Raw genomic sequence first — 13573 nt, 5'->3', positions numbered from 1 at the left:
CTAACCGGGCCTCAGCCCAGTTCGGCGGCGGCGTCGATGCGGCGGCGGTTGCGCATGTCGAAATTTTTATAAGCGGCGAAGCAGCCGGCCGCGACATGCCGGCCCAGAACCCGGCGCTCCAGCAGCAGGATGCCCGGCGGCAGACCACCGGCCTGCGCCACGCGCAGCCCCAGCGTGCGGGTGAGCAAGGCCGGGCCGGAGAGCAGCCAGGGGATTTCATTGTCGCCGCGATTGATCGCATTCACCAAGGAATGCAGGGCGTTGCGCAGCAGCGGATGGCCCGGCATGGCGGCCATGAAATGATTCGCCACACAGCCAAACTCCCCTGCGCCAGCACCAGCTCGGCACCGGCGGGCAGGATGCGGCTGAGCGGCGCCAGCGCGCGGTCATCCGCATCCACATAGATGCCGCCTTCCTCGACCAGCAGCGCCAGCCGGAAGATATCGGCTTTCTGCGGCTTTTCCTTGGCGCGCAGATAGGCCTGCAGCACCGGCTGCGGGAATTTGCCGGCGAGATAGTCGCGCGCCTGGGCATCGTCGAACCGGCGCCAGGCGAAGCCGGGATTGCGCGCCCGCCAGCCCTGCATCATCGCGTCCAGATCCGCCGGCAGATTGGTTTCGTGCCAATAGGCGTTGATCACCTGCGGGATCGCGGCGGCGCCGCGCACCGGGGAAAACTCCAGTTTTTCCGCCTGGCGCAGCGCCAGCAGCAGGGTGGCGGCCGGGGCGGTGCTCTCCGGCGCCTCGCGCACCAAAGCCGCGCAGGGCTCCAGCCGCTCCGGCAGCGGCAAAGCGTTGAGGGCGGCGAGCCTGCCCGCCATCGCCGCGTCCAGCGCATATTCCTCGATCATCTGACCGAGCAAAGATTGGGAGATGTTCAGCGATTCTCCGCGCAGCCGGCGCTCGGCGGCGATCAGCGCGTAGTGGCGGCGCAAATGCCCACGCGCGCCGTCCAGATCGAAGCGCATCAGCTTCACCCGGCACAGCGCCTCCTGCAGCGACGCGTCATTCGGGCTCAGCTCAGCCGCCGCCTCGTAATGCGCCAGGGCGGCATCCATCTGCCAGAGCGATTCCGCCAGCGCCCCGACGCAGCGCCGGCGCACCCCGCGCTCGGCCCGCGAAAGGGCGGGAATGCCCAGCAGCGCCTTCTGCAGCATCGCATCGCTGCCGGCCAGCAACTCGGTCTGGAAGCGCTCGACCCAGAGCCAGAACTGTTTCGGCGCCGCCAGCGTCGCGGCGCGGGCGACGCTGAGCGCCTCATCCATCCGGCCGGTGCGGCGCAGCAGCGTGATCCGCCAGGATTGCAGCTGCGGGCTCAGCCCGTGCTCCTGCTCAAGCGCCTGCAGCCCCTCCAGCGCCGCATCCAGCTTGCCCTGCCAGGCCAGCGTGTCGAGCATGCCGAAGCGGAACGCGATCTCGCCGGGCTTGGCGCGGGCGGCATCCTCATAGATCTGATAGGCCTGGGCGGCGTCGCCCACGGTCAAGGCCTGGCCGGCGAGCTGGCACACCGCATCGGTATGGGTCGGCGCCAGCGCCAGCGCCCGGCGCAGATGCGCGTTGCTCTCCGCCTGACGGCCGAGCAGATAATCCTGCCGGGCCAGTTCGGCCAGCAAGGTCGGGTTTTCCGGCTCCAGCGCCAGCGCCTCGGTAAACCAATGCGCTGCCTGCTGCGGCTCGCCCGCCTGGCGTTCGGTATAGGCCAGCCCCACCAGCACCGGCACCCGGCCGGGATGGGAGGAGAGCAGCGCGGTGCCGGCGGCGCGCGCCTCGTCCAGCGCCCCGGCATCGCGCAGCGCGTCGATCAAGGCCAGGCGCGGCGCCAGCTCATCGGGGGCCAGCCGCACCGCCGCCTGGAAATGCTGGCGGGCGAGATCATGCTCGCCCTGGGCACGCGCGCCATGGCCGCGCCCCAGCGCCACCGCCCAATGGCCGGGATCGATCTCGGCGGCGCGGTCCAGCATCTCCATGGACGGGCCGATGCGCCCCAGTGCGCGCAACGCCTCGGCGATATCCAGCCAGCGCGAGATTTCATTCGGCGCCATCCGCGCCGCCTGCTCCAGCCAGGCCAACGCCGCTTCATGGTCGCCACGGTCGCGGGCGATATGGCCCAGCGCCACATGCGCGTGCCAGAAGCTCGGCTGCGCCGATAACAGGCCCTGCAGCCGCTCAGCCGCCTCAATGGCATGGCCGGCATTGCGCAGCGTTTCGGCCAGCGTCATCACATACCAGGGGTCAGCCGGGGCCAGCCGCGCCGCCATGCGCATCGCATGCAACCGCCCCTCGCCGTCACGCGCGGTGGCGGCCTCCATCAGCCGTGCGGCCAGCGCCACCGCATCCAGCCGCAGCTCATGACCCAGCGCCGCGCCGGAGGCCAGATCCCGGGCGGTGATCACGACCTCCTCGGCCGCTTCCGGCAGCACCGGCACGTCGAGCTGCCAGGCGAAGCCATAGCAGCCATCACCAAGCCCGGCGGCGGCGACATCGCCGCGCAGCAGATCCGCCCGCGTCCGCCCGGCGAGGATGCCATTCACCGATAGTTCGATCTCAAGCCGTTGCGCCGGGTCCTCCGGGTTCCAGGCCCAGCCCAGCACCTCGAATCCCTCGCCGAGCCGGTCAAGATAGCCGGATATTGTCGTGGTCTGCGCGTCGGCCTGTTCCATCATCCCCGCCCCGGCATGAGCCATGCCGTCTTCCCTGTTTCACCTCGCCCCGCGCCATGGTCCCTGCATGGCTGCGGTTTTTCAACCGGGCGCGGGAAGATGACCCGCCCCGAAGGACGTGCATTGGTAAAAGCAGCTTCCGCATATTAGGTAAATGCGGAAATGACAGGATCTTCATCGATGGATTTCGACCTCTTCGTGATCGGCGGCGGCTCTGGCGGGGTGCGCGCCGCGCGGATTTCCGCGGGACACGGCGCACGGGTGGGCGTCGCCGAAGCGCGCTTCTGGGGCGGCACCTGCGTGAATGTCGGCTGCGTGCCGAAGAAATTCATGGTGATGGCCGCCGAATATGGCGGCGCGGCGGATGACGCGCGCGGCTTTGGCTGGGACATCGCCAAGGGCGGGCATGACTGGGCCGCGCTGATCGCCGCCAAGGACAAGGAAATTTCCCGCCTCAACGGCATCTATCGCCGGCTGCTGGAGAATGCCGGGGCGAAAATCTTCGATGCCCGCGCCACCTTCATCGACGCGCATACGCTCGATGTCGGGGGCGAGCGCATCACCGCCGAGCGTATCCTCATCGCCACGGGCGGCCACCCGACCGGGCTGGAGATTCCCGGCGCCGAGCATGCCGTGGTCTCGGATGATATTTTCGCCTTGCCGGAGATGCCCAGACGCGTCGCCGTGGTCGGCAGCGGCTATATCGCGGTGGAATTCGCCGGGGTGTTCGCCGGGCTGGGGGCGCAAACCCATCTGATCTATCGCCAGCCCCTGCCTCTGCGCGGCTTCGATGCGGATCTGCGCGCCGGGCTGGCCGAGGCGCTGGAGCAGAGTGGCGTGCGCCAGCATCCCGGCACGCTACCGGTCGCGATCACCGCCGAGGGCGGCGCCAAGCAGGTGCGGCTTTCGGACGGCAGCGTCATCGAGGTCGATCTGGTGTTTTTCGCCACCGGCCGCGCGCCCAATACCAGGGGGCTCAATCTCGGCGCCGCCGGGGTGCAAACCGGACCGAAGGGGGAAATCCCCATCGGCGCGGATTTCGCCACCAATGTTGCGCATATCTACGCGCTGGGCGACGTCACCGACCAGGTGAACCTCACCCCCGTCGCCACCGCCCAGGGCCATGCGCTGGCGGATAGTCTGTTCGGCAACAAGCCGCGCGGGGTGAGCCTTGCGAACGTGCCAAGTGCGGTGTTCTCGATCCCGCCCATCGCCAGCGTCGGGATCACCGAGGACCAGGCCCCGGCGGGCGCGAAGATCTTCGTCTCGAAATTCACCCCGATGCGCCACACAATCTCCGGCCGGGCCCGCAAGACGCTGATGAAGCTGATCGTGGATGCGGACACGGACAAGGTGCTGGGCGCGCATATGCTGGGCGAGGATGCGCCGGAGATCATGCAGGGTCTGGCGGTGGCGATCATCGCCGGGGCGACCAAGGCGGATTTCGACCGTACCATCGGCATCCACCCGACAGCGGCCGAGGAATTCGTGACCATGCGCACACAGACCAGGGTTGCCGGGGCCTTGGCGGCGGCCGAGTAGCGTTTCTTTTCAAATCGCGCTTTATAGGGCGGATAAGGAACGCCCGTCTGGAGACACCATGGATACGATCACCCCAGCCACCCTGTCCGGCTGGACCCCGCAAAGCTGGCGCACCTGCCCGATCCGGCAGGTGCCGAGCTATCCGGACCCGGCCAAGCTCGCCGCGATGGAAGCGCGCCTGGCGAAGTTTCCGCCGCTGGTGTTTGCCGGCGAGGCGCGGAACCTGAAGGCGCATCTGGCCGCCGCCGCCAAGGGCGAGGCCTTCGTGCTGCAGGGGGGCGATTGCGCCGAGAGCTTCGGCGATTTCACCGCCAACGTGATCCGCGACACCTTCCGCGTGCTGCTGCAGATGGCGGTGGTGCTGACCTTCGGCGGCGCCATGCCGGTGGTGAAGCTGGGCCGCATGGCCGGGCAGTTCGCCAAGCCGCGCTCCTCGGACAATGAGACCATTGGCGATGTCACCCTGCCCTCCTATCGCGGGGACATCATCAACGCGCCTGAATTCACCGCGCAGGCCCGCATCCCGGACCCGACGCGCATGGAGTTCGGCTATTTCCAGTCCGCCGGCACGCTGAACCTGCTGCGCGCCTTCGCCTCCGGCGGTTACGCGGACCTGCATGAGGTGCATCGCTGGAACCTGGATTTCGTCGAAAAATCCCCGCTGGCGGCGAAGTACCAGGATCTCTCCACGCGCATCGACGAGACGCTGCGCTTCATGGCCGCCTGCGGCCTCTCCAGCGCCGCCACCCCGCAGATCCGCGAGACGGATTTCTATACCAGCCACGAGGCGCTGCTGCTGCCTTATGAGGAAGCCCTGACCCGGGTGGATTCCACCAGCGGCGACAATTACGCTTGCTCGGCGCATTTCCTCTGGATCGGCGACCGCACCCGCCAGCTCGATGGCGCGCATGTGGAATTCATGCGCGGCATCAAGAACCCGATCGGCATGAAGGTCGGCCCGAGCATGGAGGTGGATGATCTGCTGCGGATCATGGATGTGCTGGACCCGGAGAACGAGCCCGGCCGGCTGACCCTGATCACCCGCATGGGGGCGGGCAAGGTGGCCGAAAAGCTGCCGCCTTTGCTGCGCGCGGTGAAGCAGGCCGGGCGCAGCCCGGTCTGGCTCTGCGATGCGATGCACGGCAACGGCATCACCACCGCCGCCAAGATCAAGACCCGCCGCTTCGACGATATCGTCGCCGAGCTGCGCGGCTTCTTCGACGCGCATGAGGCCGAGGGCACCGTGGCCGGCGGCGCGCATCTGGAAATGACCGGGCGGGACGTCACCGAATGTGTCGGCGGCGCGCGCGGCCTTTCCGAGGACGGGCTGGGCGAGCGTTACGAGACCTTCTGCGACCCGCGCTTGAACGCCGAGCAATCGCTGGAAGTGGCGTTCTATTTGGCCGATGAGCTGAAATCCCGCCGCGCCTCGAAAGCCAAGGCGTGACCCCGGCGCCTTTGTCCGATAGCGACATCGCCGCGCGGACAGACGCCTATTTCAACCGCACCCGGGAGATCGTCGCCAAATTCGGCGATGCCCGGGTGACCTACGCGATCTTCCTGCGCCGCCCGGTGGTCTCTGCGCCCTCGATCATGGTCGAGTGGCTGCAGAGCGTGGCGCGCACGCGCGGGCGGGATTTCCAGATCGAGCTGCCGCACAAGGAAGGTGCCTGGGTCGGGGCCGGCGAGCCGCTGGCTTATGTCACCGGCTCCTTCGTCGCGCTCTCGGACCTCGAAACCCTGGCGCTGCAGAAAATCGGCCCCGCCTGTGTCGCCGCGCATAACGCCTACCAGATGGCCATGGCCCTGCCCAACGCCGCCTTCCTGGCGATGGAAGCCCGCCATTGCGCCGGGGCGGAGATGCAGGAGATCATGGCCTATGGCTGCGCCGTCGGCTCCCGCGCCGCCCAGGCCGAAGGGGCGAGGGGCTTCATCGGCAACGCCAATGACTGGACGGCGCATTATTTCGGCGCCCCGCACGGCTATGGCACCATGCCGCACGCGCTGATCGGCTACGCCAACTCCACGCTGCGCGCCGCCGAGATGTTCCGCGAGACCTTCCCGGACGAGCCGCTGACCGTGCTGGTGGATTATTTCGGCCGGGAAGTGACGGATGCGCTGGAAGTCTGCCGGCGCTTTCCGGAGCTGGCCGCCGCCGGGCGCATCTCGGTGCGGCTGGACACCCATGGCGGGCGCTATCTGGAAGGGCTCGGCCCGCAGGAGAGCTACGCCGTGCTGGAGCGCAACGCGCCGGGCGCGATGCGCCGCTATCGCAGCCAGCGCGAGCTGAATTACCTGATCGGCACCGGCGTCTCCGCCGCCGCCATCTGGAAGATGCGCGAGGCGCTGAACGAGGCCGGGTTCGGGGCGGTGAAAATCGTCGCCTCCTCCGGCTTCGGCGTGGAGAAATGCTCGGTGATGGCCGATGCCAAGGCGCCGATCGACGTGGTCGGCACCGGCAGCTTCATCCCCGAGAGCTGGAGCGAGACCTATGCCACCGCCGACATCGTCGCCTATGACGGGGTGCCGCGGGTGAAGATCGGGCGCGAGTTCCTGCTCCGCCCGGCCAAGGGGTAAACGGAGCCTGTGGCTGACGAGATGAGTGACACGCTGAACATCGCCATCGCGCAGATCAATCTGCATCTGGGCGCGATCGACAAAAACCTCGCCAAGCTGCGCGCCGCCCGTGCCGAAGGGGCGAGGCTGGGGGCGGATCTGGTGGTCACACCGGAGCTCTCCATCGCCGGCTATCCGCCGGAGGATCTGGTGCTGAAACCCGCCTTCGTCGCCGCCTGCGAGGCGGCGGCGGAAACGCTGGCGGCGGAGACCGCCGATGGCGGGCCGGGAATCATCGTCGGGCTGCCCTGGCGCAATGGCGGGAAGCTGCATAATGCCGCCTTTCTGCTGGAAGGCGGGCGCATCGCCGCGCGTCGCGCCAAGGTCGAGCTGCCCAATTACGGCGTGTTCGACGAAAAGCGCGTGTTCGATGCCTGCACGCCCTCCGGCCCGGTGCCGTTCCGTGGCTTCCGGCTGGGGCTGATGATCTGCGAGGATTGGTGGCTGCCCGCCGTCTCGGAAACATTGGCGGAAACCGGGGCGGAGATGCTGCTCTCCATCAATGGCTCGCCGTTCGAGGATGGCAAGCAGACCCGCCGGGTCACACTGGCGGTGGAGCGGGTGGTGGAAACCGGCCTGCCTTATGTCTTCGCCGCCCAGGTCTGCGGCCAGGATGAGGTGGTGTTCGACGGCGCCTCCTTCGTGCTGAACGCCGATCGCTCGCTGGCGGTGCAGATGCCGCATTTCGAGGAAGCGATCACCCTCACAAGCTGGACCCGCACCGAGGCCGGGCTGGTCTGCGCGCCGCAGACCTTGGCGCCGGAGCCGGAGCGCTACGCGCTGATCTATCAGGCGATGATGTGGGGCCTGCGCGATTATGTGAACAAGAACGGCTTCCCCGGCGTGGTGCTGGGGCTCTCGGGCGGGATCGACAGCGCCATCTCCGCCGCTGTCGCCGCCGATGCGCTGGGGCCGGAGCGCGTGCGCGCGGTGATGCTGCCCAGCCGCTATACCTCCGCCCACAGCCTGGAAGACGCGGCCGAATGCGCGCGGATGCTGGGAATCCCTTACGAAACCATCCCCATCTCCGGCGCCACCGAGGCGTTCGAGGCGGCGCTGGCCCCGGCCTTTGCCGGCAAGGCGGCGGATATCACCGAGGAAAATATCCAGTCCCGTTCGCGCGGGCTGATCCTGATGGCGATTTCCAACAAATTCGGCCCGATGCTGCTGACCACCGGCAACAAGTCGGAGATGTCAGTCGGTTACGCCACGCTTTATGGCGATATGTGCGGCGGCTACTCGGTGCTGAAGGATATCTACAAAACCACCGTGTTCGCGCTTTCGCGCTGGCGCAACGAACACCACCCGCACGGCGCGCTGACCGCGCCCGGCCCGGCGATGCCCGAGCGCATCATCACCAAGCCGCCTTCGGCCGAACTGCGCGACAACCAGACCGACCAGGACAGCCTGCCGCCTTACGAGGTGCTGGATGCCATTCTGGAACATCTGATCGAGGGCGAGCGCTCGGCCGAGGAGATCGTGGCGGAGGGCTTCGCGCGCGAGACGGTGCTGCGGGTAATCAAACTGCTGGACCGCGCCGAATATAAGCGCCGCCAGGCCCCGCCGGGGGTGAAGATCACCGCGAAAGCCTTCGGGCGCGACAGGCGCTATCCGCTGACCAACGGGTTTACCAACCTTATCAAATAGCTCGGGTCAGCGTCCCGCAATATTCGCTGTAATTCCTCTGGCCTTTTCTCCAGAAGCGGCTATTACACCCTTTCGCCGGTTCGTCCGGCGGATGTCCTGTGGGGAGTTTGAGCTAGACGATGCCGGTGCCGTTTTCCGCCGAAGATTTTGATCGTGTCTTCGATTCCGCCATCATCCGCCGGGCCCAGAGCGTCATCGCGCTGGGCTTTGTGAAGGATGTGACGCTGCAGGGCGACACCATCGACGGCATCGTCGAGGATATGGACGGCACCCGCCGCACCACCTCGCTCACCCCCGAGCGCAAGGGCAGCCGGATTTCCTTTGCCGAGCGTGAATGCTCCTGCGGCGAGCGCGGCTGCCGGCATCTGGCCGCCACCGCCCTGGCGGCGCTGGCGAAATTCCCGGAATTGCGCAAGGCCGAGCCGAAGAGCCTGATCGATACCGTGATCCCCGCCGGCGAGCGCACCTATACCCCGCCGCCGGTCCGCCCGCGCCCCACCGGCCGGCGCGCCCGCCCGGCGGCGACGCTGCTGGCCGTGGTGCCGGATGCGCCGGAGCCGGGTGCGACCGTGCTGGAGCGCTCTGCCACCCCGGTGATGCGCCTGCGCCGTGTCACCGGCCCGGATGAATATAACCGCCAACGCATGATCGACGTGCTGACGCTGGATTTCGACTATGGCGGCGTGCGCGTGGATGGCGCCGATGACAGCCAGTTCATGCGCATCCGCACCGGCGGGCAGATCGCCTTCATCCGCCGCGACCCGGCGGCTGAAGCCGCGGCCCTGGACGAGCTGCGCCCGGATGGCTTCGTGCAGATGCGCGTGGCCGATGGCAAAGCCGCGCGCGGCCAGCGCGTGCTGGTGTTCCGGGGCGAGGATGCCGCCGCCAAATGGCACCATTTCGTCGCGGTGCGCATCCCGGAACTCACCGAGAAAGGCTGGCAGGCACAGATCGACGCGAATTTCGGCCCGCAGCTGGCCGATAATGTCGGCAATCTGGACGTGGTGGTGCAGGATGCCGAGAAGGGCAATTTCAGCCTGGAATTCGGCATTGAGATCGATGGCGAGCGGCACCCGCTGCTGCCGATCCTGGAGCATCTGTTGGCCCGTGGCGGCTATGAGGCGGCGCAGATCGTCGATGGCGAGATCATCACCTCGCTGGAGGATGGCCGCGTCATCAAGCTGCCGGCGGACCGCATCAAGCGGCTGCTGAACGTGATGGGCGATCTGATCGAGGCCGCCGGGCGCACCGCCGAGAAAAATCTGGTTCTCCCCGTGGGGGCCGCCGCCACGGTGCTGGATCTGGAGGATGTGCTCACCACATCCTGGCAGAACGCCGCCGATATCGAGGCCTATGTCGAGCGCTTCCGCGGCGAGCCGGAGATCATCCCGGTGGAAGTGCCGGAGGCCTTCAAGGGGTCGCTGCGCCCTTATCAGCAGCATGGCGTGGACTGGCTGCAGCATCTGGCCGGGCACGGGCTGGGCGCCTTCCTGGCCGACGATATGGGGCTGGGCAAGACCGCGCAGACCATCGCGCATATTTGCGTGGAACATGCCGAGGGCCGGCTGACCGCCCCGGCGCTGATCGTGGTGCCGACCTCGCTGGTCGCCAACTGGACGGCGGAGCTGCGCAAATTCGCCCCGCATCTGCGGGTGGAGGTGCTGCACGGCATGGAGCGCCATGAGAAGCGCGACAAGCTGGAAGATGTGAATGTCGTCGTCACCACCTATACGGTGCTGACCCGCGACATCGAATTCATGAAGCCGCTGCCCTGGCATCTCACCGTGCTGGACGAGGCGCAGGCGATCAAATCCCCCGAGGCGCGGGCGACGCGCGCGGTCTGCCAGCTCAAGGCCGAGAACAAGATCTGCCTCTCCGGCACGCCGATTGAGAATAATCTCGACGAGCTGTGGTCGCAATTCGCCTTCCTGATGCCGGGCCTGTTGGGCGACCGGCGCGGCTTTACCAAGCGCTTCCGCACGCCGATCGAGAAGAACGGCGATCCGGTGGTGCGCGGCCAGCTGATCAGCCGCATCCAGCCCTTCATCCTGCGCCGCACCAAGTCCGAGGTGGCGACGGAGCTGCCGCCCAAGCACACCATCCTGCGCCGCATCACTTTGGCGCCGGACCAGCGGGAGCTCTACGAGACCATTCGCGGTACGCTGTATGAGACGGTGAAGGAGCAGATGGCCGAGCGCACGCTGGCGCAGAGCCGGGTCATCGTGCTGGATGCGCTTTTGAAGCTGCGCCAGGCCTGCTGCGACCCGCGCCTGGTGAAGCTGGGGGCCACGCGCGGCACCGAAAGCTCCGCCAAGCTGGATGATCTGATGGAGATGGTCTCCGAGCTGATCCCGGAAGGGCGGCGCATCCTGGTGTTCTCGCAATTCACCTCGATGCTGGATCTGATCAAGCCGCGCCTGGACGAGGCGGGGATTCCCTTCGTCGAGCTGCGCGGCGATACGCGCGACCGCGCCACCCCGGTGCAGCGCTTCGAGGCCGGCGAGGTGCCCTTGTTCCTGATCTCGCTGAAAGCCGGCGGGCGCGGTTTGAACCTGACCTCGGCCGATACCGTCATCCATTACGACCCCTGGTGGAACCCGGCGATCGAGGCCCAGGCCTCCGACCGCGCGCATCGGATCGGCCAGACCAAATCCGTGTTCGTCTATAAGCTGATCGCGACCGAGACGGTCGAGGAGCGGATTCTGGAGCTGCAGCAGCGCAAGGCGGAGCTGGCCTCCATCGCCTTCCAGGATGCCGGCGGCATGGCCTTCAACGCCGATGATATCGACTTCCTGTTCGGCCGCGACACGGCGGCTTCGGAAGCGGCGGAAGCGGCGTAAAAATCAGGAGGCGTGCATGGGCAAGCTGGTCTGGCTCGCCTCCTATCCCAAATCCGGCAATACCTGGGTCAGGGCGTTTCTGCATAATTATGTGCTGAACGCGCGGACCCCGCACAGCATCAACGCGCTGGTGGATGTCACCATCTCCGAATGCGCGATGGCGTTTTTCGGCACGCCGGGGGAGATTTTGCCCCCCGCCGAGGTCCAAGCGCGCCGGCCCCAGGTGCATGAGGCCCTGACCCGGCTGCATGAGGATCTGGTGTTCGTGAAAACCCATAACGCCCATCTCAGCGCGCATGGGGTGCAGCTGATCACGCCCGAAGCCACCGCCGGGGCGATCTATATCGTCCGCGATCCGCGCGATGTGGCCCTCTCTTACGCCGCCTTCACCGGCAAATCCGTGGATGAGATCATCGATTTCATGGACGCCGAAGGTGCTGCCAATGCCTCGGATGGCACCCAGGTGTTCGAGCTGCTCTCCTCCTGGTCCGCCCATGCGCTCTCCTGGGTCGCCTCCCCGCGACGTCTGCTGGTGCGCTATGAGGATCTGCTGGCCGATCCGCAGCGCGGCTTTGGCCGGATCATCCGCTTCCTGGGTGCGGCCGGGGACGTGCCCGACCCGGAGCGGCTCAGCCGGGCGATCGAATTCAGCAGCTTCAAGAGGTTGGCCGGGCAGGAAGCGCGGGAGGGCTACCGCGCCGGCGGCCCGGGTGAGGCTAAATTCTTCCGCCAGGGCGAGGCCGGGGGCTGGCGCGGCCGGCTCAGCCCCGCCCAGGCCGGCAAGATCTGGGCCGCGCACGGGAAGGTGATGGAAAAATTCGGTTATCCACAGAATTGATCCGCCCACAAACCAACTGATCCCGATTTCACGTGACAGTTCGATGGCAATGGGACTAGCCTGAGCATCCGGGCACAGCCCGCCGATCAAGGGGCACCCGGGTTTCGTTGGCCATCAGCCATTAGGAGACACCATGAACCTGCAATCACGTCTCGCGGCCCTGAAAGGGCGTCATGCCAGCCTGGAAAGCCAGATCGCCGCCGAGGATCGGCGGCCGCTACCGGACATGGCGGCACTTTCCCGCCTGAAAGTTGAGAAATTGCGGCTCAAGGAAGAGATGGAACGGATACGTACTCAATAAGAGACGAGAGCAATATGTGTTGAGATTGACGCGATAGCGTCAAGATAAACGCATGAAATTGCTCGCCAAAGCAAAATTTGGCGCCTCATGCTATTGACGCTTTATGCTCAAAGCATGATGCGCCAGCGTCGGAATACGGAAAAGGGGGCGAAAAGCCCCCTTTTTTGCTGCCCTTGCTTGGTTATCTCCGGCCCGTCGCGTTTATCAGGCCGCTTCGGCCGGGCCGGGCGGCGGCGGCGGGGTGAGGCCTTCGCGGGTGACGCGCTCATTGGCGGCATTCACCGCATCGTTCAGGTCAGACTGCTTGCACAGCCCCAAAATCACCGGGTCGCGCGGCTTGATGTTGGCGGCGTTCCAGTGCGAGCGGTCGCGGATCTTCTGGATGGTGTCCTTGGTGGTGCCCAGCAGCTTGACGATCTGCGCGTCGGTGAGATGCGGGTAGGAACGCAGCAGGAAGGCAATGGCATCCGGGCGGTCATTGCGCTTGGCCACGGGGTATAGCGCCCGCCCTTCTGCTTCTTGTGCATTTCCGGCTGTGGCAGCAGCTTCAGCCGGCGGGAGCTGTCAGCCTCGCAGCGCTGGATATCCTCGGCGGTGATCTGCTTGTTCATCACCGGATCGTAGCCGACAATCCCTTGCGCGACCTCGCCATCCGCGATCGCCTGGACTTCCAGGGGATGCATGCCACAGAAATCCGCGATCTGCTCGAAAGTGAGGCCGGTCTTGTCAATCAGCCAGACTGCGGTAGCTTTGGGCATCAAGGGCAAGGACATGGATCGATTACCTTTTCTCGTTTCGGGCCGAGGCGCCCGAAACGGACATAGTTACTCGCTTCGGCCCCGCAAGTACAACTGGCGGGGTTATCGAGCCCGCGCCACCTTTTGGTCAAGTCCAAACCATGACATTTTCTGAAGAAGACCTGCCGCCACGGAAGAAAAAGAGGCTGGAGCCACCGGTTCTGGACACTCTGGGGGTGGAGGAGCTGCAACTCTATATCACGGAATTGCAGGAAGAAATCCGCCGGGTGGAGGCGGAGATCAAGGCCAAGCAGGCGCATGCCGCCGCCGCCGCGCTTTTCTTCAAGCCGCCCGGCGCCTGAGCTCAGATGGCGCGACGCAACCAGGTGGGCC

At 66.6% G+C, this 13573-nt stretch carries 10 protein-coding genes and 1 pseudogene; 8 read left to right on the top strand and 3 right to left on the bottom strand.

Going from position 1 to position 13573, the window contains the following annotated elements; all coding sequences use genetic code 11:
• Positions 1-11 precede the first annotated feature (11 nt).
• Positions 12-296 (bottom strand): hypothetical protein, encoded by a 285-nt coding sequence (locus tag GT370_RS16465; protein WP_270183406.1) that lies wholly within the window; start codon positions 294-296, stop codon positions 12-14.
• Complete coding sequence (locus GT370_RS16460; protein ID WP_270183405.1) at positions 242-2683, bottom strand: tetratricopeptide repeat protein; 2442 nt, start codon at positions 2681-2683, stop codon at positions 242-244. Before GT370_RS16460 ends, GT370_RS16465 begins: the two co-directional genes overlap by 55 nt.
• A 156-nt stretch (positions 2684-2839) precedes the next feature.
• On the opposite strand from GT370_RS16460, the gene gorA reads away from it, so the two are divergent.
• The 7 genes from gorA (at position 2840) to GT370_RS16425 (ending at position 12443) form a co-directional block, all read left to right on the top strand.
• Positions 2840-4201, top strand: coding sequence for a glutathione-disulfide reductase (gene gorA / locus GT370_RS16455; protein ID WP_008494941.1), 1362 nt, complete (start codon positions 2840-2842; stop codon positions 4199-4201).
• A gap of 58 nt (positions 4202-4259) precedes the next feature.
• Positions 4260-5648 (top strand): class II 3-deoxy-7-phosphoheptulonate synthase, encoded by a 1389-nt coding sequence (locus GT370_RS16450; protein WP_008494939.1) that lies wholly within the window; start codon positions 4260-4262, stop codon positions 5646-5648.
• Positions 5649-5659: 11 nt separating this feature from the next.
• Positions 5660-6778 carry a nicotinate phosphoribosyltransferase gene (locus GT370_RS16445; RefSeq protein WP_008494938.1) on the top strand — a complete coding sequence of 373 codons (1119 nt, stop codon included), beginning with the start codon at positions 5660-5662 and terminating at the stop codon, positions 6776-6778.
• Positions 6779-6787: 9 nt separating this feature from the next.
• The gene (locus GT370_RS16440; protein WP_442865452.1) at positions 6788-8464 is read left to right on the top strand and encodes an NAD+ synthase; all 1677 of its coding nucleotides are present in this window, start codon (positions 6788-6790) and stop codon (positions 8462-8464) included.
• A 119-nt stretch (positions 8465-8583) separates the two neighbouring features.
• On the top strand, positions 8584-11304 hold the full coding sequence (locus GT370_RS16435; RefSeq protein ID WP_270183404.1) for a DEAD/DEAH box helicase: 2721 nt from the start codon (positions 8584-8586) through the stop codon (positions 11302-11304).
• A gap of 16 nt (positions 11305-11320) precedes the next feature.
• Positions 11321-12142: a sulfotransferase domain-containing protein gene (locus GT370_RS16430; protein ID WP_008494934.1), complete on the top strand. Its 822-nt coding sequence runs from the start codon at positions 11321-11323 to the stop codon at positions 12140-12142.
• Between the two features lie 133 nt (positions 12143-12275).
• Complete coding sequence (locus tag GT370_RS16425) at positions 12276-12443, top strand: YdcH family protein (RefSeq protein WP_008494933.1); 168 nt, start codon at positions 12276-12278, stop codon at positions 12441-12443.
• Between the two features lie 204 nt (positions 12444-12647).
• Here GT370_RS16425 and GT370_RS16420 read toward each other — a convergent pair.
• Positions 12648-13126 (bottom strand): annotated as a pseudogene (locus GT370_RS16420) (cell cycle transcriptional regulator TrcR).
• A 215-nt stretch (positions 13127-13341) separates the two neighbouring features.
• Here GT370_RS16420 and GT370_RS16415 point away from each other — a divergent pair.
• Complete coding sequence (locus tag GT370_RS16415; protein ID WP_008494931.1) at positions 13342-13542, top strand: DUF1192 domain-containing protein; 201 nt, start codon at positions 13342-13344, stop codon at positions 13540-13542.
• Positions 13543-13573 lie beyond the last annotated feature (31 nt).

It is taken from the genome of Acidocella sp. MX-AZ03 (genome assembly GCF_027626035.1).
GTDB classification, from domain to species: domain Bacteria; phylum Pseudomonadota; class Alphaproteobacteria; order Acetobacterales; family Acetobacteraceae; genus Acidocella; species Acidocella facilis.
Note: the sequence above shows the minus strand (reverse complement) of the source record. Positions and strands in the feature narration are given on the sequence as shown.

Excerpts from the sequence above, each read along its gene's own strand:
- GT370_RS16465 (WP_270183406.1), bottom strand. The coding sequence starts at position 296 with ATGGCCGCCATGCCGGGCCATCCGCTGCTGCGCAACGCCCTGCATTCC.
- GT370_RS16460 (WP_270183405.1), bottom strand. The coding sequence starts at position 2,683 with ATGGCTCATGCCGGGGCGGGGATGATGGAACAGGCCGACGCGCAGACC.
- gorA (WP_008494941.1), top strand. The coding sequence starts at position 2,840 with ATGGATTTCGACCTCTTCGTGATCGGCGGCGGCTCTGGCGGGGTGCGC.
- GT370_RS16450 (WP_008494939.1), top strand. The coding sequence starts at position 4,260 with ATGGATACGATCACCCCAGCCACCCTGTCCGGCTGGACCCCGCAAAGC.
- GT370_RS16435 (WP_270183404.1), top strand. The coding sequence starts at position 8,584 with ATGCCGGTGCCGTTTTCCGCCGAAGATTTTGATCGTGTCTTCGATTCC.
- GT370_RS16430 (WP_008494934.1), top strand. The coding sequence starts at position 11,321 with ATGGGCAAGCTGGTCTGGCTCGCCTCCTATCCCAAATCCGGCAATACC.
- GT370_RS16425 (WP_008494933.1), top strand. The coding sequence starts at position 12,276 with ATGAACCTGCAATCACGTCTCGCGGCCCTGAAAGGGCGTCATGCCAGC.
- GT370_RS16415 (WP_008494931.1), top strand. The coding sequence starts at position 13,342 with ATGACATTTTCTGAAGAAGACCTGCCGCCACGGAAGAAAAAGAGGCTG.